The sequence below is a fragment of the Paenibacillus terrigena DSM 21567 genome (genome assembly GCF_000374845.1).
In the GTDB taxonomy this organism is placed as follows: Bacteria; Bacillota; Bacilli; order Paenibacillales; family Paenibacillaceae; genus Paenibacillus_K; species Paenibacillus_K terrigena.
The window spans coordinates 1-22,946 of the sequence record NZ_KB895429.1; the positions used below are offsets into that span (position 1 = coordinate 1).

The window sequence follows — 22,946 nt, forward strand, 5'->3', positions numbered from 1 at the left end:
GAATAACTCCGCTCGACTTGCATGTATTAGGCACGCCGCCAGCGTTCGTCCTGAGCCAGGATCAAACTCTCCAATAAAGTGTTTGACTTGCTCATAAACTTGCTAGCGAGATCATTACTGATCTCATGTATTCTTTCAATCATTCGTTGTTCAGTTTTCAAAGATCAATGTCTTTCTCGTTGTCGCCGTTGTTCTCAGCAGCAACTTTTATAATATATCATGTTTGATTTCATAATGCAAGCTTTTTTTTGAATCTTTTTTAAAATCTCTTTTAAAGAAGATAAGCTGCGATATATTATTGGCCCGTCTCTCTTGGGCGGAATATTAATATAGCACGGACACGAAGTTTGATGCAACAGGTATTATTTTACAAACTAAATCATTCTAAAAAAGAGAAAGCAACCTTAGAACGCGTACGCTCCAAGATTGCTCCTTATCACTGCAAACTACTCCGCCGAATGACGCATCGTCGGGAATAACAGCACATCACGAATGGATGGTGCATTCGTAAGCAGCATCACAAGACGGTCAATCCCGATACCCAGTCCACCTGTTGGTGGCATACCGTATTCCAATGCACGGATAAAGTCATTGTCCATCTCATGCGCTTCGTCATTACCTTGTTCTTTCTCACGCAATTGCGCTTCGAAACGCTCACGTTGGTCGATTGGATCATTCAACTCCGTAAATGCATTCGCATGCTCACGCGCCACGATGAATAGCTCGAAACGATCCGTAAAGCGCGGATCTTGCTCATTCTTCTTCGCAAGCGGCGAAATTTCAACCGGATGTCCTGTAATGAACGTTGGTTGAATCAACGTCTCTTCCACGAAGTGCTCGAAGAACGCATTCAAAATATGACCAACCGACATATGCGGCTCCACAGGAACTTTATGTTCTTTGGCAAGGCGGTGCGCCTCTTCATGACTCATCTCTTGCTTAAAGTCTACACCCACGGCTTCCTTCACCGCATCAACCATGGATACACGACGCCAGCCCGGAGCCAGGTTTACCTCTTGTCCTTGGTAATCAACCGTTGTGGTACCAAGTACTTCTTGTGCGATATGTGCAATCGTCTGCTCCGTCAAGTTCATGATATCCTCATAGTCCGCATACGCTTCGTACAATTCGATCATCGTGAACTCTGGATTGTGGCGAGTCGAAATCCCCTCATTCCGATACACGCGGCCAATCTCATAGACTTTCTCCATGCCACCGACGATTAGACGTTTCAAGTGAAGCTCGATTGCGATACGCATGTACAATTCCATATCAAGCGCATTGTGATGCGTAATGAATGGACGTGCTGCGGCACCCCCAGCAATGGTATGCAGTGTCGGTGTCTCCACTTCCAAGAATCCTTTGCTATCGAGGTAACGACGCATCGACTGAATAATACGGGAACGTAAAATGAATGTCTGCTGTACATCCGGACTCATGATCAAATCAACATAACGTTGACGATAACGAAGATCTACGTCTTTCAATCCTGCAAATTTATCCGGCAACGGATATAGAGATTTCGACAGAACCTCGAGATCCTTCACTTTGATAGAAGTCTCGCCTGTCTTCGTCTTGAACACGGTGCCTGTTACACCTACGATGTCGCCAAGATCAAGAATATCGAATCCTTGATATTTCTCAGCAGGTACCGTATCTTGACGCACATAGATTTGGATTTTGCCGCTCAAGTCTTGAATGTGGGCGAAGCTTGCTTTACCCATGCCGCGTTTGGCCATAATACGACCTGCTAGACTAACTTCAACAGTTTGCGCTTCAAGATCTTCTTTGCTCACATCTTGATATGCATCTAGGATTTCCTTCGCTGTATTTGTTCTCACGTATTTCTTGCCGAATGGATCGATCCCTAACTTACGCAGCTCGTCCAATTTGTTGCGACGAATCTGAAGCAATTCACTAAGTTCGGTTTCCTGGCTTACTATTTCTTCCGACATTCCTGTGTCATCTCCTTCATTAGCTCAAACGTTATACCCTATTATAGCAAGTAGAAACGCCTTCGGCGTCCTTTTTGTGGACAGAAAGCGTTTCTACACGAAATTCGAGTTTACTTTTTGATATCTACGATTTTATATTGGATAATGCCCGCTGGAACGTTAACATCAACTACGGTCCCTTTTTTCTTGCCAAGGATCGCTCTGCCCACTGGGCTTTCATTCGAAATCTTGTTCTGAAGCGGATCGGATTCTGCTGTACCGACAATGGAATATTCCATCGAATCGCCGAACTCTAAATCCTCCACAACAACTTTGGAACCGATGCTTACTGTATCCACATCAATCTCATCCTTGTTAATGATGCGCGCGTTGCGAAGCAGCTTCTCCAACGTAATAATACGTCCTTCAATAAATGCTTGTTCGTTCTTCGCATCTTCATATTCGGAGTTCTCACTGATATCGCCGTAGCCAATTGCGATCTTGATCCGTTCTGCGACTTCGCGGCGCTTCACGGATTTTAGGTTCTCTAATTCTTCCTCCAACCGTTTCAGACCATCTTGGGTCAGAATTACTTCTTTATCGCTCATTTTTCACCGATTCTCCTGTCATGTGAGAGATTTTCGCACCCGATACGATTGCAGATACGAATCCACTTTCTTATTTAAAAATATATTTCGCTCGGAAATCATGATGACTTGAATCATATAGGACGTACTTCTAAAACCGAGTCAAATTTACTAATGCAGAATTATAGGGGAAGCCAACCGAAATGTCAATGACACTTGCTCCACCCTATGAAACCGCTTTATTCGCGAAAAAGTCACGATTTGTCTAGTGAACGGCCTTTTCGCCTTCAACTGAGGCAGCTTGATCGACTTGGTCTAATGATTCGACAAAATGTTCTAAAATTCGTACCATTTCGTCCCGACGCGTTTCTTCCATAATAACGTCTTTGATGCGCGCAGCACCCGATAATCCCTTGAGGTACCATGCCAGATGCTTACGCATTTCTTTGACCGCAACCGATTCGCCCTTCAAGGCAACAAGACGGTCCATATGAAGAATCGCAATCCGGATCTTCTCTTGTGCGGATGGATCAGGCAACAAAATCCCACTCGACAAGTACTCAACCGTACGATATAGCATCCACGGATTGCCGAGTGCGCCGCGACCAATCATCACGCCATCACAGCCCGTCTCTTCGAGCATCCGCTTGGCATCCTCTGGTGTAGCTACGTCCCCGTTCCCGATTACTGGAATGGATACCGCTTGTTTGGCATCTTTAATATATGCCCAGTCAGCCTTGCCCGTATACAATTGCTCCCGCGTACGTCCATGCACGCTGATCGCTTGACCGCCTGCACGTTCTACTGCTTTCGCATTCTCTACAACATAGATATGATCGGAATCCCAGCCGATGCGCATTTTCACCGTAACAGGCTTCTGCACTGCATCAACAACGGCGGATACCATCTCATAAATTTTATTCGGATCGAGGAGCCAGCGTGCGCCTGCATCACACTTGGTAATCTTCGGCACTGGGCATCCCATATTAATATCAATAATATCGGCATTGGTCTGCGTATCGACAACTTTCGCCGCTTCGACAAGCGATTCACGGTCTCCGCCAAAAATCTGTAAGCTTAACGGCTTCTCACGATCATCGACGTAGAGCATTTCAATCGTTCTTTTATTGCCATGCAGAATGGCCTTGTCACTAACCATCTCCGCGCATACCAGACCGGTACCAAATTCTTTGGCGATAAGACGAAAAGCCGGGTTACACACGCCAGCCATAGGGGCAAGCACAACTTGGTTCTTCATCTCGATATTGCCGATTTTAAGCATAATCATAACCTCTTTCTAGAATTGCCATATTTATCGCGTGTTCATCGCACCCGTTAATTCTTCCATTGTAATGCCAAGATGTTCTGAAATCCGGATGAGCAGAGTCTCTTCAGGTCTGCGGTTACCGCGTTCAATGGCGCCAAGTACGGCGACAGAGATATCCATACGGTCCGCAAGCTGCTGCTGCGTAAGGTTTTTTAATTTGCGGAATGCTCGGATCCGCTGTGCCAATTGATAGTTCTCCAACGGCGAACGCCTTCCTTTCCCTCCAGTTTATCCATAGCATCCTGTACGAATTCGTGCAGAGGTCCTGCAGGGATAATGTCTGAGAGCGGAGTCAGCACGAAAAGTCGCTCGTGCATCCTTGGGTGAGGAAGAATCAATGTCTCAGAGTTCCAAGTAAACAGCTGATTATTCATTAGAATAAAATCTAAATCCAGCGTACGCGGGCCCCAGCGCACATCTCTGACACGACCCAGTTCCTTCTCTGTCTCCATTAATACTCGGAGCAGGGCATCGGGTTCAAGGCTAGTGCTAGCGGCAAGCGCCATATTCAGAAATGCAGGTTGATCCACATAACCAAACGGGTCTGTCTCATACATGGATGACACACGCAGAACCGTGATCGCCGGATGACGGTCTAGCAGCTCAATCGCCGTCATCAACGTGTGTTCACGGTCCCCTAAATTAGCCCCTAAAGCAATATAAACCTCAGAATGATCCGAGGGGTTGGAATAAGTCATTGGCTATATTCTCACTTTCTATACATGCGTGTTCAAAAAGTCGGCATTTCAGCACCTGAAAGTTTCCAGAGGAAACTACATCGAAAGCGTATGCTTAGGTTGCGAGAACCTGAAGGGCCTATGCTTCCGTAGCGAGTTTTTCTTCGAAAAACTTTTAGGAGGAACGGAGTTTAGTCGAAACCTAAATGAGTACCTGAAATGTTTCCAAAGGAAACATACTTCGTAAGCATAAGTTTTCGAAGGTGAGCGCAAGATTCGATGTCGATTATGCTTATTGAATTGCTTCGTGATCAAATGATGACTTTTTGAACTACCTCTACACATCAATCTAACGTCTTGGGCGACAAATTTCAACTGTAACGCCTTGAAAATGAATGTCAAAGGGCGGATGCGGCTTAATGACACGCACCGTCAATTCGTTGATCTTAGTATAAGTGGCGAGTACGGTAGATGCAATATTTTCCGCCAAAGTTTCTATAAGTTGGAAAGATTTCGTCTCGACCACTTCTTTGACCGTGTAGAACACTTCGGCGTAATTCACGGATGCAGTCAAATCATCGGTTGATCCAGCTGGATAGAGGTCCATCTTCATCTCCAGATCAACGTAGAAACGCTGGCCTAGCTTACGCTCTTCTTCGAACACGCCGTGATAACCGTAGAACTCCATGCGCGTTAATGTCATTGTATCCATCATTTCAGCTCCTTAAGGGTGGGTTGTAAGTGCGTGTTCAAAAAGTCGGCATTTCAGCACCTGAAAGTTTCCAGAGGAAACTGCATCGAAAGCGTATGCTTAGGTTGCGAGAACCTGAAGGGCCTATGCTTCCGTAGCGAGATTTTCTTCGAAAAACTTTTAGGAGGAACAGAGTTTAGGCGAAACCTAAATGAGTACCGGACTTCGAAGGTGAACGCAAGATTCGATGTTGATTATGCTTCTTGAATGACTTCGTGATCAAATGATGGCTTTTTGAACAACTTCTATAAGGGAATTAGTAAGTCGGCTCTGCGGCGTATAGCATCGCATCACACATATCGACAGTTCGCTTTATCTTCCGTACATCATGCACGCGCACGATCTGACAGCCTTGGGCGATACCAAAAGCAACGGTAGCTGCCGTTCCTTCCACGACATCATCGACGGGAAGATCAAGCGCTGTACGGATAAATCGTTTGCGGGAGGTTGCGAGCAAAATCGGATACCCAAGTTCATGCAGCTGATCCAGCTGACGCATGAAATATAAGTTTTCCTGATAATCCTTGGCAAATCCGATCCCTGGATCGACGATAATCTGCTCGTCCGCTACACCAGCAGCGCGAGCAAGCGCAATACTCTCCCGAAGGTCATTCAAAATATCAGTCATATAGTGGCGATAATCCCGTTCTTCTCGGTTATGCATGAGAATCACCGGACAACCCGCTTGCGCAGCGACGGCAGCCATTTGCGGATCGCGTTTGAATCCCCACACATCATTAATGATATGTGCGCCGGCTTCGAGCGCTTGTCGGGCAACTTCAGCTTTGTACGTATCCACAGACAGGATAATCTCTGGCGCTGCTGCATGGATAGCGTGAACCACGGGGATAACCCGTTCCAGTTCTTCCTCTAATGGTACGGCAGCAAACCCAGGGCGTGTCGACTCCCCACCGATGTCAATGATGTCCGCACCCTCGGCCGCAAGCTGCTTCGCATGGGCAACTGCAGCATCGATGGCGTTATAACGTCCACCGTCCGAGAAGGAATCGGGCGTCACATTCAGAATTCCCATGATTTGTGTCCGGGTTCCAAGGGTTAATGAGGAGGGACCGAGCGAATATTGTCGATGATAGATGGTTGGTTGCATGTTATTGTCCCGCCTTTATATGTAGGTCTATCGCTTGTTGATAGGCCTGGTGTAATTGAAGCGTAATGGTACGAGATGACTCCATAAGCCCTGGATTGCCTGCCGGCTGACGAGATTCGGCACGCCACCTGACGCCTTCGAGGTCGTACAGGGTATGAATCGGTACAATCTCTTGGATCGAATTCGTGATGAACACTTCATCGGCATCGAGAAGGGCTTCCCACGTATAATATCCCTCTTCCACAGCGATGCCTGCCTGCTGCGCCAGCTCCAGCACGAAGCCGCGCGTGATGCCGGGCAGAATGCCAGTATCGATCGCAGGGGTACAGCACACGCCGTTCTTCACAAAGAAGACATTGCTGACAATGCCTTCGGTGACGTGACCTGCGGCGTTCAGCATTAAGCCTTCGGCGGGCGCGCCGTGCGACGCGCGGGCCGAAGGGGTCTCACCGAGCTCACGCTTAGCGAGGATGTTATTCATGTAATGTGCGGATTTGAGACGCACATCGCCTTCTGGGCTATTGCGGCGCGTGCGCAATAGCTGTAGGGCTTTGCCCTTGGCCGCCAGCGGTGCGGCGGTGGGCAAGGGCTTGGCGTACACGACGACGTTCGGTGTCGTGTACGTGCTCTCCGGCAGGCCGAGCGCAGCATCGCCAGCCGTGACGGTGTAGCGCACGTAGCCGTCGCGCAGGCCACTGGCCTGCAGCAGCTCGGCGACGTGGCGCTGGACCTGCGCGAGCTGTGCGTCGCGCGGGAGCTCGATCCCGACCGCGCGGCAGCCATCCGCGAGGCGGTCTAAATGGCGACTCAGCAGGAACGGACGTCCGCCATAGGTGCGGAACGTCTCGAACAAGCTGAGTCCGTACAAAAAGCCATGATCCAGTACCGAGATCATGGCCTCTTGCGGCGAAACGATACGACCGTTAAATCCGATGAGCTGCATCGTTTACGCTTCACCCGTCGGTGCGCCGACGCGTAATCGCAAGAAATTGCTCAGCATCTGGTGCCCGTGGTCCGTCATTATCGACTCGGGGTGAAATTGTAGGCCGACAATTGGGTACTCGCGATGCCGTAATCCCATAATCTCGCCGTCCGCTGTCTCGGCTGTAATCTCCAGACAATCCGGAAGCGATTCCCGCTCCACAATCAACGAGTGATAGCGGGTTGCCGTGAACGGCGAGGGCAGTCCCTCGAACAAGCCTGCACCGTTGTGGTGCATCTCCGACGTCTTCCCGTGCATCAACTTCTCCGCACGAATGACGTTGCCGCCGAACACTTGTCCAATCGATTGATGACCGAGGCACACGCCAAGAATCGGTATTTTACCTTTGAAATATGCAATAACCTCCATACTGATGCCCGCTTCATTCGGTGTGCATGGCCCCGGTGAGATCAAGATATGATCAGGCTTCAACGCCTCAATCCCTGCGATATCAATCTCATCGTTCCGGTGTACGACCACCTCTTCACCCAATTCACCTAAATACTGCACCAAGTTATACGTGAAGGAATCATAGTTATCGATTACTAAAATCATCTCATCTCTTCTCCTCTCAACTCGTTCTAAATCATGCGTGTTCAAAAAGTTGGCTTTTCAGCACCGAGAAGGTTGCGTGAATCCGAAGAAGGAGGAAACGGAGTGTAGGCAAAACCTACATGAGTACCTGACTTCGAGGATGAACGCAAGATTCGATGTAGAATCACTTCTCGAACTACTTCGTGATCAAAAGATAACTTTTTGAACTACCTCTCCTAGCTCTTGCTCAATATAGTGTTCGCTTCAAGCTCACTCAGCTGAATCGCCTTGCACATCGCTTTCGCTTTATTCAGGCATTCTGCATATTCCCGTTCGGGGACCGAATCAATAACAATCCCTGCTCCCGTCTGAATATGCGCCTTCGCATCTTTAAGCGTCACCGTTCTAATAATTATATTAAATTCCATATTCCCATTATAGTCAATCCACCCAAAAGATCCGGTATACGGCCCGCGGCGAACGGGCTCGAGCTCCTCGATAATCTCCATCGTACGTACTTTCGGCGCCCCCGTAATCGTCCCACCCGGGAATGTCGCGGCCAGGATATCATAAGCGTCTTTGCCTGTTGCAAGCTCGCCTTCAATCTCTGACACCAAATGCATTACATGAGAATAGCGTTCAATGGCCATCAATTCACTAACCCGAACAGACCCATAACGTGAGATACGCCCAAGATCATTACGCTCTAGGTCGACAAGCATAATATGCTCTGCCCGCTCCTTCTCATTCGTACGTAATTCCTCTTCCATCTGAAGATCTTCTTCTTCCGTGTGCCCACGCCGTCTTGTCCCTGCGATAGGCCGTGTACTCACACGTCTCTGTTCTAGCTTCACGAGCAGCTCCGGTGATGCGGAGACGATCTGAAAATCAGGGAAGCGAAGCATTCCCATATAAGGGGAGGGGTTCACGAGACGCAGCCACTCGTATAATTGCTCCGGTGAGGAATTTACCCTCATGCTCTGACGAAGCGATAGATTAACCTGGAATACATCCCCTTGTCCAATATATTGTTGGATTCGACGTACGGCTTCTTCGAAATCGGCCCGTGGGAATACCGTATCCATCCCTTCAAGTGTACCTGCGCCCTGAAGTAACGATTGACCTTCTTCTTGAAACATCGCCAATCGCCTCATACGCGTCTCTTCCTCCGATCCAACGCCTTGGTCCACCAGTTCATCCCATAATCGCTTCATCCGCTCTATACGCTCTTCCGCTGCGAGATACAACGAATTAAGCTTGTCCTTCGAATTCCGATCTCGATCCCATGGCATATGCACCGCACAGATCAGTTCCTGTGCCTCATGATCCACGATCCAGACCTCATCCATCCGCATGAACACATAATCGGGCAGATCCAGATCATCTGCTGCATATAACGGAAGTCGCTCTAGGGAACGAACGATATCATAACTGAGATACCCTACACAGCCCCCAATGAACTTCGGCGCGCCTTCGATCGTTGGAGCCTGATAAGGTGCCATCCATTTCTTCAGAACAGATAGAGGTGCCCCTTCCAGCTTAACCCCTTCGGAAGTCTCCGCCAGATCTCCCTTCCCCCGAATAACCGAAGTCGGTGCAAGGCCAAAGAAGGTGTATCGTCCAACTTTCCCACTCTCAAGAACGAAAGAATACTCACTTGCAGCCTCCCAAGCCTTGCGCCATGATACGATACCCCGCTCCGCTTCATGCCATGGGAATCTGCGCACCATCGGCAGCACCGAATACGCTGCACTCCATTCTTTCCATTGCTCCCTTGTCGTCATTGTCATCTTCACGATCTTGTCCCCCTGCGAACGGTCTATATGGACGAACTCCGAATACCGCGATATCGCACCACGACTTCGAAGCTCGATTCGAATGTCTTCTTATATGGTTGCTAGTATACCATGTTCTATTTGTGCAAATAACCCTCTCTGCATATCGAATCGCAGGAGGGTTATCATTTATATTTTCGCAATAGATCAATTTAAGATTAGTTCTCGAAATTGAACAACGGTGTGCTGAGATAACGTTCGCCATTACTTGGGACGATCGCAACGACACGTTTGCCTGTTCCTAGCTCAGCTGCAACCTTCAATGCCGCATGAATCGCTGCACCGGAAGATATACCGACTAGAATCCCTTCTTCCTTCGCAACACGACGCGCTAGTTCGAACGCATCATCATTCTCAACCGTAATGATCTGATCATAAATCTCACGATTTAGAATTTCTGGAATGAAGTTCGCTCCGATCCCTTGAATCTTGTGAGGTCCTGGTTTACCGCCAGAAAGAATTGGTGATGCCGATGGTTCAACCGCAACAATGCGAATATTCGGGAAGTTCTGTTTCAAGACTTCACCTGCGCCGGAAATGGTTCCGCCTGTACCGATCCCTGCAATGAAGGCATCCAACTGACCATCAAGCGAGTTAATCGCTTCAACAATCTCAGGGCCTGTCGTTAGACGGTGAATCTCAACATTCGCTTGGTTCTTGAACTGTTGAGGAATAAAATAGCTGGGATTCTCGGCAGCGAGCTCTTCCGCACGACGAACGGCACCGTTCATTCCTTCCGCACCCGGTGTTAGCACCAAGTCTGCACCATACGCGCGAAGCAAGTTGCGACGCTCAAGACTCATCGTCTCTGGCATAACAAGAATCGCTTTGTAGCCTTTCGCTGCTGCGACAAGCGCAAGTCCAATCCCTGTATTACCACTCGTAGGCTCAATGATAGTGTCGCCTGGTTTGATACGGCCTTCTTTCTCAGCTGCTTCAATCATGTTAATCGCAATACGGTCTTTCACACTGGAGCCTGGGTTCTGATACTCCAGCTTCACGTAAATCTCTGCACTGCCTTCAGGCACAATGCGATTCAGGCGAACAAGAGGTGTATCTCCAATAAGGTCCGTAACATTCTGTACGATTCTAGCCATGATAATGCCTCCCAGTATTCATCAATTTATTATTTCCGACTAATTCAGTAGGTTTAAATTAATATCATAGTATCAAACCAGTAAAGCGGTTGTCAACACAATACATGAAAAAAGTACCAGATCTTTAAAATAACAGGCATATACCCAAAATCCACGCCTGAATTGCCTACTAGGCACAAAAAAATACTCTGTAAATACGATATCGTATTTACAGAGCACTTATTCATTGGATCGCCAGATATTTCGAATCCAAGACTTCCACCCCATATTTCTCAAGGAGATCCTGCTCGATTTCTTGCGAAGACTTTCCTTTCGTATGTGCAATCTCTTTGCGCGCCACGATGCGAGACTCCTCATCACTCATCGATCGCGCTGCTATTCTGCCGTTCAACTGGATAATCGCGTATCCTTGCTTGAGCTTGACCGGACCATCGACTTGCCCAACCTCAAGACGCTTGGCAGAGGCAAGAATAACAGGGTCCGTAAAGGGATCATCCACATCAATAAGACCTAATTCGCCACCCTGATCCGACGAGAAGACATCCGTTGAATATTGTTCTGCTAATGATGCAAAATCAGCATGATCAGCAAGTTGTTCCAGGATTTCCTCAGCTTCTTTCTTCGTATTCACCATGATCTGAGAGATGTTAAGCTGCTCAGGAGCATGGAATACCTTCGGGTTGGCCGAAATATAGTCGTTAATCTCGTCTTCCCGAACATTCGCATAAGCGATCATAATCTTATCCATGAGTAGCCCGCGATAGATATCATCACGTACGCCAGCCCGTGTTAACCCAGCTTGCTCAAGCATCAGCTTATAATAGGCTTCCTCATCTTCGTACCCAGCCACCACACGCTTCAGCTCTTGATCCACCTCTGTGGGTGTCACTTCAATGCCTAGAAGCACTGCCTCTTGATCAACAGCCTTCTCCTTCAGCATGTCATGCAGCATTTGCACGCCATATTTCCTCGACAGCTCGTGCTGCATCTGCCCTTCGGTGATGGAATCACCTCCAAGCCGAGCAATTATGCTCGAGGATGGCAATGAATCTTCACGCTGTGACGAGGCGTCTGAACCTTCCTGCTGCTTCGTCTCCGACGCCGACAATCGAAGCAGAATAATACATGATAAAATAACAACACAACCTACCAGCACCGTAACAGAAACCCAAAGGCCTTTCTCCATCCTTGTCATTCTTCCCCAATATCCTTTTCCATCGTACTTCAAGACTGATCTAGCAGGTGGTACACCTCGTCATGCTTCTTATTTCGTGGCACGCTCGAGCAAAGCAGCGAGCTCTTCACGGTTGAATTGGTACGGCTCATTACAGAAGTGGCAAATGACTTCGGCTTGTTCATCATCTGCAATCAACTGTTCAATCTCAGATTTTCCAAGGCTGAGCAATGTCGTCTCTACCCGATCGCGCGAGCATTGGCAGCGGAACTGAATGTCCATCTGATCCATAATCTGCACATCATCCACGATCTGGCGCAGCATCTCATCGAGATCCATTCCTTGATTAAGCAAAGTCGTTACCGTCGGAAGCACACCAAGTGCATTCTCAATCTTCGTAATTTCTTCATCGGTTAATCCCGGCAATAATTGAATAATAAATCCACCAGCTTCAATAACAGATCCGTCCGTATCCACGAGAACGCCAAGTCCTACCGCAGAAGGCGTCTGTTCTGATTTGGCAAAATAGTACGTAAAATCTTCCGCGAGCTCACCTGAGACAATCGGCGTACTGCCACGGTAAGGCTCCTTAAGCCCCAAATCCTTAATCATGTAGATGAAGCCTTCGCGTCCTACTGCACCAGCAACATCCAGCTTCCCTTGCGCATTGCTCGGCAAATGAACATCTGGATTGTTCACGTAACCGCGAACTTCACCATACGCATTCGCATCGACTACAATCTGTCCGAGAGGTCCGTTCCCTTTCACTTGAATCGTCAGCTTCTCTTCACCCTTGAGCATCGCACCCATCATGGCAGCTGCCGATGCCGTACGTCCAAGTGCCGCTGTTGCAGTCGGATAGGTACCATGACGGCGTCTCAATTCGTCCACCAGTTGTGTCGTCCGTACAGCAAATACACGCACCTTTCCGTTATAGGCTGTACCCCGAATCAAATAATCTTTCTGTTGTCCTGCTTCTGTCATGTTCGTACCTCCTGCTCTGTATTTCCTATTATGCATGCTGATTTCGTTGATAGATGAGACGCAAGCCCTCTAATGTCAGCATGGAGTTAATCTCATCAATCGATCGTGACTCCTTCGCGATAAGCGCCGCTAGTCCGCCTGTGGCAATGACTTTAGGGTTCTCACCTGTCTCGGCTTTCATCCGCTCAACGATCCCATCGACTTGCCCCGCATAACCGTAGATAATCCCCGCCTGCATAGAGTGGACGGTGTTACGCCCGATGACGGATTTCGGCTTCGATAGGTCGATTCTCGGCAGCTTGGCAGCACGTTGATACAAAGCCTCCGTTGAAATGCCTAGACCCGGAACGATCGCTCCGCCCAAATAATTACCCTTCTGATCAATGTAATCAAAGGTCGTCGCTGTACCAAAATCGACTACAATAAGTGGCCCGCCATATTGTTCAATCGCGGAGACTGAGTTCACGATACGGTCCGCCCCCACTTCACGTGGGTTTTCGTAACGAATATTGAGTCCCGTCTTGAGGCCAGGTCCAACAACGAGCGGCGTCTTACCAAGGTAAGTCTCGCACAAATGCTCCAGTGTACCCATGATCGGCGGCACGACGCATGAGATAATCACCCCATCGATCGCACTCGTCTCCACACGGCCCATTCGGAATAAATTATGAATTTGAATGCCATATTCATCTACCGTTGCAGACCGATTCGTACTTAACCGCCAATGGTGCAGCAGTTCACGATCTTGATAGAGTCCCAATACGATATTCGTGTTCCCTACATCGATAACCAATATCACTTTTATGCCTCCGCCTTCTTCTCATTTAGATCTAGACTAATGTCCAAGGCTGCAACCGAATACGTTAATCCGCCGACAGAGATGACTTCAACGCCGCTCTCTGCTTTCTCACGAATACTCTCAAGCGTAATTCCTCCGGATGCCTCGGTCACAATATGCGGCGCACGCGATTTCACCCGTCGTACCGCTTCCGCCATGCGCGATGGACTCATATTATCGAACATAATAATATCCGCCTTCGCTTGCAATGCCTCTTCGAGTTGATCGAAATCCTCGACCTCAACTTCGATTTTCATGGTATGGGGAATGTTCATACGCGCTCGTTCGACGGCCGGTATAATACCGCCTGCACCCTTAATATGATTATCCTTGATCATGACCGCGTCATACAACCCGAAGCGATGGTTAGCGCCTCCACCAACGCGCACAGCATACTTCTCTAGTGCACGGTGGCCCGGTGTTGTCTTCCTCGTATCGACAAGACGTGTTGGAAGCCCCTCTAGCGCATCCACGAACTTACGAGTTTTCGTCGCAATCCCCGAAAGACGCTGCATGAGGTTCAAAGCTAGGCGTTCCCCAGTCAAAATACTATGCGTACTGCCTTCAACAATAATAAGTGTCGTACCTTTATCAACATATTGCCCATCTTCCACCTGCGCATAACATGTCAGTGTCGGATCCACGATTTCGAATACAAGCTGAGCCACAGGAATCCCTGCGATCACACCCGCTTCCTTAGCGTGGATGATGCCCTTGGACTGTGCACCAACTGGGATCGTGAAGGCTGTCGTTACGTCACCCGTCCCGATATCCTCCTGAAGCCATGCGCGAATCTGGTCGCGCAGTGCCTGATTATATACATTAAACATGTTCAATTCGCTCCTCTGTAATGCCATGATTGCGGCGGCACACGGTATGCTTGTGCCACGCCAGATCATCACGCTCAGGGTAATCCTCACGAGCATGCGCACCGCGGCTTTCTTCGCGCCATAATGCGGATTCCGTCACGAGTGTTGCGCATGTCAGCATGTTGGCAAATTCATATTCTTCACGTTTGGTTAAGCATGTATGATAAATCGGATATTGCCGTTTTAATTCATCCAGACCCTTGAGCAGCCCCGCAGCATGACGGCGTAATCCGGCATATCGCACCATCACCTTCTGCAGCTTCAACCGTCGTTCTACGATGGCCTGGCTTGGCACCTCCTTGCGGTCTTCCGTAAAGGAGATATCCATTGAAACCTGGGCCTGTGGTGACAACGCATTGATACGTTCGATAATCCGACGGCCGAATACAATCGCTTCGGACAAGGAGTTACTCGCTAGACGATTCGCTCCATGGACACCTGTCGAAGACACTTCACCGCAGGCAAAAAGCCGCTTCAAATTCGTCTCGCCGTTCAGATCCGTCTGCACGCCTCCCATCGTATAATGGGCAGCCGGAGCCACAGGAATCCAATCCGCAGCCATATCTAGCCCATATTTCAGACAAGTCTCATAGATGGTTGGGAAGCGATGCTTAATGAAGGCTTCGGATTCATGGGTAATATCGAGGAATACAAATGTAGAATTCGTCTCCTCCATTTCACTCACGATCGCACGAGCAACAACATCACGAGGGGCAAGCTCCAACTGATGATGGTACTTGTCCATAAATCGCTCGCCTTTTATATTTCGCAAGTAAGCACCTTCTCCGCGTACCGCTTCGGAGATGAGAAACCTTGGAGCACCCGGATAACAGAGGGATGTAGGATGAAATTGAATGAATTCCATGTCTTGAATATAGGCGCCAGCCCGATATGCCATGGCGATTCCATCGCCTGTCGCCACATCAGGATTCGTCGTATAACGGTACAATTGCCCTGCGCCGCCTGAACACAGGATCGTTGCTTTTGCCTGAACAAATACACGACTGCCATCTGGTTTCTGAGCTAGTACGCCGATGCTTTCGCCATCATGTGTTATTAAATCAATCACGAAATGGTCGTCCCAGATATCAATCTTTGGATTGATTTTGGCTTTCTCCGATAACGCACGAACAATCTCAAATCCCGTCGCATCCCCGTTGGCATGCAGAATACGGCGGTGGCTGTGCGCCCCTTCCTTCGTTAGCGCCAATTCGCCATCCTCCAGGTCGAACTCCGTACCCATCTTCATGAGCTGCCGGACCCCTTCCGGCCCTTCATGAGCCAGCACATGAACCGCCTCTTCGGAGCAAAGCCCTGCCCCAGCTGTTAACGTATCTTCCTGGTGATATTCCGGCGAATCATCATCTGCGATGACCGCTGCAATACCGCCCTGGGCATAACGCGTATTGCTGTCCATCAGCGATTTCTTCGTGATCATAATCACTTGATTCTGCTCGCTGGCTTTAATCGCCGTGAAAAGCCCTGCAATCCCAACGCCAATGACAATAACATCCGTATCGATTCTCGGTAAATCTTGTAGAGAAAAATCAACCAAATACTGTGGAATCATCTTCATTCCCACCTATCCTTATACTAGAGTGCTGCGATGTCGCATCCTGTAGGATTTTATTTATGCTCTTCATCTCTTGTTCAATGATGTTCTTTTTATCACATATAAGCTTGGAATAATCACTTCCAAGCATTCCGCATGAAACTGTATCTATTTTAATGCTGTTGAGAGCATAAATAAACCCCTTATCCAAAATACTTCTTCACAAAGTTTTAATATGCAAAACGCAGCAAAAAAGAGCACCTTCTAGGCGCTCTCTCGGTGATTACTATTCATGTTGGGCATTACAATTGATAGAGCAAGGCTCATGCGCACGAAACTCAGAAGGGGTAAGCCCTGTTTTTTTCCGAAAGATTTGGGAGAAATGCCGGACATCCGGGTAGCCCACCCGCTCAGCAACCTCACTCACCTTCAGCTCCGACTCCCGCAGCATGGCCATCGCACGATCCAACCGGATATCGGTAACATACGTTTTGAAGCCTTTTCCCGTCTTTTGTTTGAACAGTTGGCTGAAATAGACCGGGTTCAAATAGATAACCGATGCCACCTTCTCCAGTGACAGCTCTGATGCATAGTGTGCAAGAATATATTGGAGCGCTACATTTACTGCATGCTCGCCGCCCGTCGCATAATGATCATAGACCTGCGATGCAGAGTTCTTAACCATTTGCTGAACTTGCTTAGGGACACCTTCTACATCAGAAATCCGTCCCGAGTAGAGAACTTGAAAAGGGATCTTCAAATACCGTTTCAGATGGCTCCGCAATTGCTCAATTAGCGGGTTAAGTCCTTCTTCATGATTCAACGTCACAAGGCCTAACAGGCTTTTCGTATCCATATTGGCGACAAACCCTTTACCCGCCATATCAATCAATTCCGTGAGTACGTTCTCAACGATGAAATGCTCCAGCTTCCTATTCGAGTCGCTCTCCAGCCGTACCATAACCAAATGGAAATGCGGATAATTGCCCGTAATCGGAGCTAAATCGATCCCGCCAATATCTAGACCAGCAGCCCAACGAGTGAGCAACCCTTCCCTCCAAAATCGCAAGTTCCGCTTCAATAGCTGGGTTTCCTGCGTTCTTTCATTTTCATGCGAAATTTCTTCCGTTAACTCTTGGATCTTGCTTACCAAGATCTCTTTACCAATCGGCTTTAGTAAGTAATCCTTGGCTCCAAGCCGAATGGCTTCTTGGGCATACGCAAATTCAGAATAGGCGGAAATTACCACCCATTTGATGTGAGCATGGCGTTTGCGAGAGATCTCCATCAACTCGAGGCCTGTCATCCCTGGCATCAGAACATCGGTAAGGACCAGCATGATCGGAACATTCGTTAACAAGTCGACAGCTTCTTCAGGGTTGGCTGCTTGAAAGACGCGGTGCTCCGGAAAATTCTTATGAATCGTACGTTCGATCCCTTCTCGAATGATAAGCTCATCGTCCACGACTAGAATATTCATGCTTCCAGTTCCTCCTTCTCAGGAATTGGGAACGAGACAATCACCGTCGTTCCTACGTTTCGGACACTTTCTACACGGATGCCATAATGATCACCATACATTAACCGGATACGACGATGCACATTCAGAAGCCCTATGCCGCGTCGCATATTTGTCTCTTCTGGATCCAGCTCAAGCATCGGTGTGCCTGCAAGAAGCCGAGACAACTGGGATAACGCTTCCTCATCGATGCCTAGCCCATTATCTTGAACCACGATTTCCAGCCGATCTTCCGTTTGCCTGGAGTAGACTTTCAATATGCCTTGTCGGCTTAGCGGCTCGAGTCCATACTTTACAGCGTTCTCCACAATGGGCTGTAGGATCATCTTCGGTACCTCGGCATCGAGCCAGCGTTCCTCGACTTCAATCACCGTCTGCACGCGTCCTCCGACCCTCGTCTCAATGATCGTCAAATAATGCTGTAGTTGATCCAGCTCCGTTCGAAGCTTGACGCGGGAAGCTTCTTCCCAATCACTGCTGTAACGAAAAATTTGAGATAACGCTAGAATGACCTTCCCGAGCCTATCATTCTCCCGCTCATCCAGCATCCAATAGATCATATCCAGCGTATTGAACAAAAAGTGAGGATTCACTTGAGATTGCAGCGCTTGAAGCTGCGCATTCTTCTCACTAATCGAAGCAAGCTTGATCCGCTCAATCAGCTCATCCATTTGATAGACCATGCGGTTGAACGAACCAACGAGCACATTCAGCTCATCGTACGAATCGACATGCACTTTCCCATTGAAATTCCCTAGCTCCACCTGCTTCATCTGCTGGATCAGACGTTTGAATGGATATGAAAAAGAACGGGATACGAATGTTGCCACAATTGTAGCTACCAGGACAAGCACAATGATGACTGTGAGCAGAAATTGCTGTGTTTCTTTGACTTCTAATTTCAGTTCGCGATCAGGCGTGACGCCAATGACCGTCCAATGGGCTATATTAATCCGCGCTGCGGTAACTAACGCTTGATTCCATTCGCGAACAGCGACTGTATTCGGTTTGATATCCCCCGGCCAGTCCGGCGGAATAATATTCATATCCTCCTTCACAGCTTTCGTACGAATAATTTCTTTGCCGTCAGCCCCTCGGATCATCACGCTGCTCCCGGGTGCAAGACTCGCATTGGAGAGTGCAGATAAGATGGCACTGGCGTCAGCTTCAATCAACACAAGCCCGATGGGCTTCAAGCTGCTCAAATCGAACAATTGACGACCAAAGGCAAAAACAGGCCGGTCGATATCGCTGCTCATCAGGGATTGCGGATATACGCCAAGCCATTTCATCTCGCCAGTCGACTGTTTGAGCTCGGAATACCAAGGCTGCCCCACGTATCCCATCGTTTCTGTTCGGATCGAACGATCAAAGCTGAAGACGGTCCCCTGATCCGTGATCACATGTATGCCTACAATATCATTACGTGAATAGAACACGACCCCAAGAATATCGGTGATGCGATGCTCCATATTCACCGCAGCCACTGACGCAGCCGTCGGTTGGGCATGAAGCAATCTCATTAATTCATTGTTACTGTTCAGCGATTTGGTTACACCGTCATAGCCTTTGAGCATGAGGTCGAACAGACCTGCGGTCTGTGATATATTTTTCTCAGCAACGACGCTAACTTTATCCCTGATCTGCTCCGTCGCCCGCTGGTAATAGACCAGGCTTACAATGAGCAGCAGACCAAGCATGCTAAACAGGAAAATCATGAACAAGCGGCCATGGATCGAATTGTAACTTTTCATAGCTACATCTTACCCTTTTACTGCGCCAGCGACCATACCTTTGGTGATCTTCTCCGCAAGCAAGAAATAGATAACAATGACCGGCAATGCGCCGAGTACAAGGAATGCCCCGATCGCTCCATAATTCACGGAGTACTGGCTAACGAAGCTATATACGCCGAAGGGAAGCGTCTTTAGCTTTTCCGAAGAAATGAAAGTCGCTGCCAAGATATACTCATTCCAAATGTTAATAAAGGTTAGGATACATACGGTCATGATCGGTGGAATGGATACCGGTAAGATCATACTGCGGAATATCCGAAATACCCCCGCACCATCCATAATGGCTGATTCTTCGATTTCATGCGGGATTGTCTTCATGAAGCCACTCAGAATAAAGACAGCGATTGGCGTCTGAAATGCAATATACGGCAAGATCAGGGATAAATGCGTATTCAGAATCCCCACGTTCTTAAATATGACCATCAGAGGGAGCAGTGTCCCCTGCATCGGGATCATCATCCCCAGCAAGAAGACCAGCATAACCGCCTGGCCATATTTCCAACGAAACCGCGTAATCGCAAATGCCACTAAGGAAGAGAGAAAAATAACGCCTACCATCGTAATCGAAGTCACCAATAAACTGTTCGATAGATAGCTCCAATACTTGCCGCCAGCTACCGCATTGGTGTAGTTCTCCCATTGCCATATCGCTGGGAAGGCAAAGAAGCTGCCGGATAAGATTTCTTCATTCGTCTTAAGTGAATAAATGAGCAACCATAGCAATGGATACAGCTGCGTAACAAGGAGAATGCCGAACAAGATAAATACAATCGTTTTTTTGATCGAGTAGCCACGAAGCCGCTTAGCAATAACGGGTTTCACAGCCGGAGTGATTACGGATTGGCTCATCGGGAGCACCTCCTTCTTACGAGTATCGTTTGTCTAATCGGTTGAACAGGAAGTTGATGATCACGGTTGCAAGCATGCAGACGAACACCAAGAATGTTGCAATGGCACTACCGTACCCGTATTTCATCGACAAGAAGGACATATTGTACATATGGCTGGAAATGACATCGGTGGCATGTGCCGGTCCACCGCCCGTCATGACCATAATCAGATCGAAGGATTGTAGCGAGCCGATGAACGCTAGGACGACAGAAATTTTGAATATCGGAACGATCATAGGTAGTGTAATATATCGATCGGCCTTGAAGCCATCGGCGCCATCGATTTTGGCAGCTTCATAAATGTCAGCCGGAATGTTCTGAATGCCAGTAAATTGAATCAAGATGTGATACCCCAAATACTGCCACAGACTAACCAAGATGACAGCGAATATCGCAACCTTCGGTTCAGTTAGCCAAGAGTGAGTCCACGAATCGAGACCCAGCCCAATAAGAATTTGATTGATCATTCCCCCCATAGACGCTGGGTTATAGATCGTCTTCCACAGCTGACCGATCACAACGACCGACAGAATGACGGGTAGAAAATAGCTGGATACGAGAAAATTAGGTCTACGAACATAACGACTGATCAAAATCGCGACGAACAAAGCAATAGGTACTTGTACAAGCATGGAAAACCCAGCTAATAGGAACGTTCGGCCTAATGCCGGCCAGAATACGGAATCGTTCGTGAACATTTTGGTATAGTTGGCGATTCCAATAAACTTCGAAGCGCCTATCCCGTTCCAATCGAGCATACCGCTGTAGATGGACACGAGAATCGGAATAAATACGAGACATACATACAGGAGCAAACACGGTAGCACGAATGCTGCAATGACCCATCCAGATACTTTTAATACGTTCAAGGCTTCCGCCTCCTTCAGTCCCTCTCGTCGACAACGAAAGGGGGCGTAAGACGTCCCCTTCCGTATACCATCGACGGATTCATTTCATTATTTATTCTCTTCGTAAGCCGTTTGATGTTCCTTCGCAACTTCCGAAGCATCTTTCTTCGCTACGAATAGGTTCTGAATGCTGGATAAGTGAGCTTGCGCTGTACCTGGGTTCATCGTGTTATCGAATGCTAAGTCTCCGCCTTTGACCTCTTTGAACAAATTCAATACATCCATCGCCATATCGGAGTATCCGGCTGCTTTAAAGTCGCCATCCACCGTCTGAGCAATCCCTACCGCACCTTTTGCTGCGAAGGTTTCTTTTGGATAATTCAGCATGAAGTAATTCAGGAAATCTAATGTTTCTTTCAAATGCTTGCTGTCTTTGGATACAGCGAACGCACTTCCTGGCGCCAACATGAACTCATCCGGGTTACCCTTCCCGTTCACGGTAGGGAATTTGAATACGCCAACGTTGTTGTCTTTGCCGGCTTCGGAGGTCTCGATTCCGCCCGTTGCCCAGCTTCCCATGAAGTACATGGCTGCTTTGCCTGTCTTGAACAGGTTCTCGCCCGCATTATAATCGAAGGAGGTAACGCCATCTTGGAAGGCTCCTGCTTGAATAAGAGACTCAAATGCATCTACAGCTTCCTTGAAAGCAGGATCTTCGAACTTTTTCTTCCCGTCTACCACGTCTTTCAAGAAGCCCGGTCCACCATTCGTACGGAGCAAGACGTTCATGAATAAGAAGGAACCGGTCCAGGAGTCTTTCTCGCCGATCGCCATTGGCGTAATGCCTTTTGCTTTGAGCTGTTTCACGACGTCGACCATTTCCTCGAATGTGGTCGGTACTTTCACGCCAGCTTTTTCGAACAGCGACTTGTTATAGTAGACGACGGCGATGTTATTGCCATCCGGCAGCGCGTATACATTACCGTTGAACGTATAGTAATCCAAGATGCCCTTCTGGAACGTATCCTTCAATCCGTTCTGCTCGATCATGTCATTGAGCGGAGCGAACAGGTCAGCATCAATGAACGGCTGCATTTGCGCTGCAGGATTCACGATTGTAATATCCGGAACTTCTTTGGAAGCCGCTTGTGTTTTGAGCTTCAACTTCTGCTGGTCCGTATTGAGCGAATCCAGCTCAATTGTAATGTTCGGATGATCCTTCTGATACTGGTCCACAATTTTATGAAGCATTTTGTTTTTAGGATCCGTTGTATCCGGATAAATATTTTGGAAGGTAATCGTGATTTTCTCATTGCTGTTACTATTACCGTTATCTGTTGTCGTTGTTGTTGATGAATTATCTGCTGGTTTTGTTGTTGTATCGCTGGTATTGCTGCTGCCGGAACCACATGCCGCTAGGCTTAACGCGAGTACCCCAGCCATAACCGAACCGAGCATTCGAGATCTTCTTGTCATATTTGTATCCCCCTTCAGGTTTATGCCCTCATTATCCAAGATTAAGCAACCGCTTACAATGCAGATATTTAGGGAGTCATGTTTGTTTTTTCAAGGTACATGCCAACGTGGGGTTTTGTCCGTATTGAAAAAGAAAGAGCCCTTGATTTACAAGGGCTCTTGGCGTGT

General features: G+C 48.1%; 21 protein-coding genes and 1 rRNA gene. All 22 read right to left on the reverse strand.

Translation table 11 applies throughout. The annotated features are described in order from the left end of the window. A 16S ribosomal RNA gene (locus tag C558_RS0127105) occupies nt 1-77 on the reverse strand; the annotation flags it as partial. 369 nt (nt 78-446) lie between these two features. Continuing rightward, a complete protein-coding gene (lysS, locus tag C558_RS0127110) occupies nt 447-1,955 on the reverse strand; it encodes a lysine--tRNA ligase (RefSeq protein WP_018759442.1) in 1,509 nt (502 codons plus the stop codon). A gap of 110 nt (nt 1,956-2,065) precedes the next feature. Then, nucleotides 2,066-2,542, reverse strand: a complete 477-nt coding sequence (gene greA / locus C558_RS0127115) for a transcription elongation factor GreA (protein WP_018759443.1) — start codon at nt 2,540-2,542, stop codon at nt 2,066-2,068. Nucleotides 2,543-2,786: 244 nt separating this feature from the next. Beyond that, entirely contained in the window at nt 2,787-3,803 is a 1,017-nt protein-coding gene (gene dusB / locus C558_RS0127120) for a tRNA dihydrouridine synthase DusB (RefSeq protein WP_018759444.1), read from the reverse strand. A 30-nt stretch (nt 3,804-3,833) separates the two neighbouring features. Continuing rightward, nucleotides 3,834-4,049: a helix-turn-helix domain-containing protein gene (locus tag C558_RS0127125; protein WP_026264165.1), complete on the reverse strand. Its 216-nt coding sequence runs from the start codon at nt 4,047-4,049 to the stop codon at nt 3,834-3,836. Then, a complete protein-coding gene (gene folK, locus C558_RS0127130) occupies nt 4,001-4,546 on the reverse strand; it encodes a 2-amino-4-hydroxy-6-hydroxymethyldihydropteridine diphosphokinase (protein ID WP_018759446.1) in 546 nt (181 codons plus the stop codon). The genes C558_RS0127125 and folK overlap by 49 nt, the downstream gene beginning before the upstream one ends. 328 nt (nt 4,547-4,874) lie before the next feature. Next, nucleotides 4,875-5,237, reverse strand: coding sequence for a dihydroneopterin aldolase (gene folB / locus C558_RS0127135; RefSeq protein ID WP_018759447.1), 363 nt, complete (start codon nt 5,235-5,237; stop codon nt 4,875-4,877). A gap of 295 nt (nt 5,238-5,532) precedes the next feature. After that, a complete protein-coding gene (gene folP, locus C558_RS0127140; protein ID WP_018759448.1) occupies nt 5,533-6,384 on the reverse strand; it encodes a dihydropteroate synthase in 852 nt (283 codons plus the stop codon). A 1-nt stretch (nt 6,385) separates the two neighbouring features. Further along, nucleotides 6,386-7,327: an aminotransferase class IV gene (locus C558_RS0127145; RefSeq protein WP_018759449.1), complete on the reverse strand. Its 942-nt coding sequence runs from the start codon at nt 7,325-7,327 to the stop codon at nt 6,386-6,388. A gap of 3 nt (nt 7,328-7,330) precedes the next feature. After that, nucleotides 7,331-7,921 (reverse strand): aminodeoxychorismate/anthranilate synthase component II, encoded by a 591-nt coding sequence (pabA, locus tag C558_RS0127150; protein ID WP_018759450.1) that lies wholly within the window; start codon nt 7,919-7,921, stop codon nt 7,331-7,333. Between the two features lie 215 nt (nt 7,922-8,136). Continuing rightward, on the reverse strand, nt 8,137-9,690 hold the full coding sequence (locus C558_RS0127155) for an anthranilate synthase component I family protein (protein WP_026264166.1): 1,554 nt from the start codon (nt 9,688-9,690) through the stop codon (nt 8,137-8,139). Between the two features lie 203 nt (nt 9,691-9,893). Continuing rightward, complete coding sequence (cysK, locus tag C558_RS0127160; protein WP_018759452.1) at nt 9,894-10,832, reverse strand: cysteine synthase A; 939 nt, start codon at nt 10,830-10,832, stop codon at nt 9,894-9,896. A 223-nt stretch (nt 10,833-11,055) separates the two neighbouring features. Continuing rightward, complete coding sequence (locus tag C558_RS0127165; RefSeq protein WP_018759453.1) at nt 11,056-12,018, reverse strand: peptidylprolyl isomerase; 963 nt, start codon at nt 12,016-12,018, stop codon at nt 11,056-11,058. A 78-nt stretch (nt 12,019-12,096) separates the two neighbouring features. Continuing rightward, nucleotides 12,097-12,990 carry an Hsp33 family molecular chaperone HslO gene (gene hslO, locus C558_RS0127170; protein WP_018759454.1) on the reverse strand — a complete coding sequence of 298 codons (894 nt, stop codon included), beginning with the start codon at nt 12,988-12,990 and terminating at the stop codon, nt 12,097-12,099. 28 nt (nt 12,991-13,018) lie between these two features. Continuing rightward, nucleotides 13,019-13,789 (reverse strand): type III pantothenate kinase, encoded by a 771-nt coding sequence (locus C558_RS0127175; RefSeq protein WP_018759455.1) that lies wholly within the window; start codon nt 13,787-13,789, stop codon nt 13,019-13,021. Between the two features lie 2 nt (nt 13,790-13,791). Next, complete coding sequence (gene nadC, locus C558_RS0127180; protein ID WP_018759456.1) at nt 13,792-14,658, reverse strand: carboxylating nicotinate-nucleotide diphosphorylase; 867 nt, start codon at nt 14,656-14,658, stop codon at nt 13,792-13,794. Next, nucleotides 14,651-16,267, reverse strand: coding sequence for an L-aspartate oxidase (gene nadB, locus C558_RS0127185; protein WP_018759457.1), 1,617 nt, complete (start codon nt 16,265-16,267; stop codon nt 14,651-14,653). Before nadB ends, nadC begins: the two co-directional genes overlap by 8 nt. Nucleotides 16,268-16,535: 268 nt before the next feature. Then, the gene (locus C558_RS0127195; protein WP_018759459.1) at nt 16,536-17,729 is read right to left on the reverse strand and encodes a response regulator; all 1,194 of its coding nucleotides are present in this window, start codon (nt 17,727-17,729) and stop codon (nt 16,536-16,538) included. Further along, complete coding sequence (locus C558_RS0127200; protein ID WP_018759460.1) at nt 17,726-19,522, reverse strand: sensor histidine kinase; 1,797 nt, start codon at nt 19,520-19,522, stop codon at nt 17,726-17,728. The genes C558_RS0127195 and C558_RS0127200 overlap by 4 nt, the downstream gene beginning before the upstream one ends. A 9-nt stretch (nt 19,523-19,531) precedes the next feature. Next, on the reverse strand, nt 19,532-20,413 hold the full coding sequence (locus tag C558_RS0127205; RefSeq protein WP_018759461.1) for a carbohydrate ABC transporter permease: 882 nt from the start codon (nt 20,411-20,413) through the stop codon (nt 19,532-19,534). A gap of 16 nt (nt 20,414-20,429) precedes the next feature. Continuing rightward, the gene (locus tag C558_RS0127210) at nt 20,430-21,323 is read right to left on the reverse strand and encodes a carbohydrate ABC transporter permease (RefSeq protein ID WP_018759462.1); all 894 of its coding nucleotides are present in this window, start codon (nt 21,321-21,323) and stop codon (nt 20,430-20,432) included. Nucleotides 21,324-21,410: 87 nt separating this feature from the next. Then, nucleotides 21,411-22,778, reverse strand: a complete 1,368-nt coding sequence (locus C558_RS0127215; protein ID WP_018759463.1) for an extracellular solute-binding protein — start codon at nt 22,776-22,778, stop codon at nt 21,411-21,413. Nucleotides 22,779-22,946 lie beyond the last annotated feature (168 nt).

Bases quoted from the DNA above. Each gene is read 5' to 3' on its own strand.
- lysS (WP_018759442.1), bottom strand. From the start codon at position 1,955: ATGTCGGAAGAAATAGTAAGCCAGGAAACCGAACTTAGTGAATTGCTT.
- greA (WP_018759443.1), bottom strand. From the start codon at position 2,542: ATGAGCGATAAAGAAGTAATTCTGACCCAAGATGGTCTGAAACGGTTG.
- dusB (WP_018759444.1), bottom strand. From the start codon at position 3,803: ATGCTTAAAATCGGCAATATCGAGATGAAGAACCAAGTTGTGCTTGCC.
- folK (WP_018759446.1), bottom strand. From the start codon at position 4,546: ATGACTTATTCCAACCCCTCGGATCATTCTGAGGTTTATATTGCTTTA.
- folB (WP_018759447.1), bottom strand. From the start codon at position 5,237: ATGGATACAATGACATTAACGCGCATGGAGTTCTACGGTTATCACGGC.
- folP (WP_018759448.1), bottom strand. From the start codon at position 6,384: ATGCAACCAACCATCTATCATCGACAATATTCGCTCGGTCCCTCCTCA.
- C558_RS0127145 (WP_018759449.1), bottom strand. From the start codon at position 7,327: ATGCAGCTCATCGGATTTAACGGTCGTATCGTTTCGCCGCAAGAGGCC.
- pabA (WP_018759450.1), bottom strand. From the start codon at position 7,921: ATGATTTTAGTAATCGATAACTATGATTCCTTCACGTATAACTTGGTG.
- C558_RS0127155 (WP_026264166.1), bottom strand. From the start codon at position 9,690: ATGACAATGACGACAAGGGAGCAATGGAAAGAATGGAGTGCAGCGTAT.
- cysK (WP_018759452.1), bottom strand. From the start codon at position 10,832: ATGGCTAGAATCGTACAGAATGTTACGGACCTTATTGGAGATACACCT.
- C558_RS0127165 (WP_018759453.1), bottom strand. From the start codon at position 12,018: ATGGAGAAAGGCCTTTGGGTTTCTGTTACGGTGCTGGTAGGTTGTGTT.
- hslO (WP_018759454.1), bottom strand. From the start codon at position 12,990: ATGACAGAAGCAGGACAACAGAAAGATTATTTGATTCGGGGTACAGCC.
- nadC (WP_018759456.1), bottom strand. From the start codon at position 14,658: ATGTTTAATGTATATAATCAGGCACTGCGCGACCAGATTCGCGCATGG.
- nadB (WP_018759457.1), bottom strand. From the start codon at position 16,267: ATGATTCCACAGTATTTGGTTGATTTTTCTCTACAAGATTTACCGAGA.
- C558_RS0127195 (WP_018759459.1), bottom strand. From the start codon at position 17,729: ATGAATATTCTAGTCGTGGACGATGAGCTTATCATTCGAGAAGGGATC.
- C558_RS0127200 (WP_018759460.1), bottom strand. From the start codon at position 19,522: ATGAAAAGTTACAATTCGATCCATGGCCGCTTGTTCATGATTTTCCTG.
- C558_RS0127205 (WP_018759461.1), bottom strand. From the start codon at position 20,413: ATGAGCCAATCCGTAATCACTCCGGCTGTGAAACCCGTTATTGCTAAG.
- C558_RS0127215 (WP_018759463.1), bottom strand. From the start codon at position 22,778: ATGACAAGAAGATCTCGAATGCTCGGTTCGGTTATGGCTGGGGTACTC.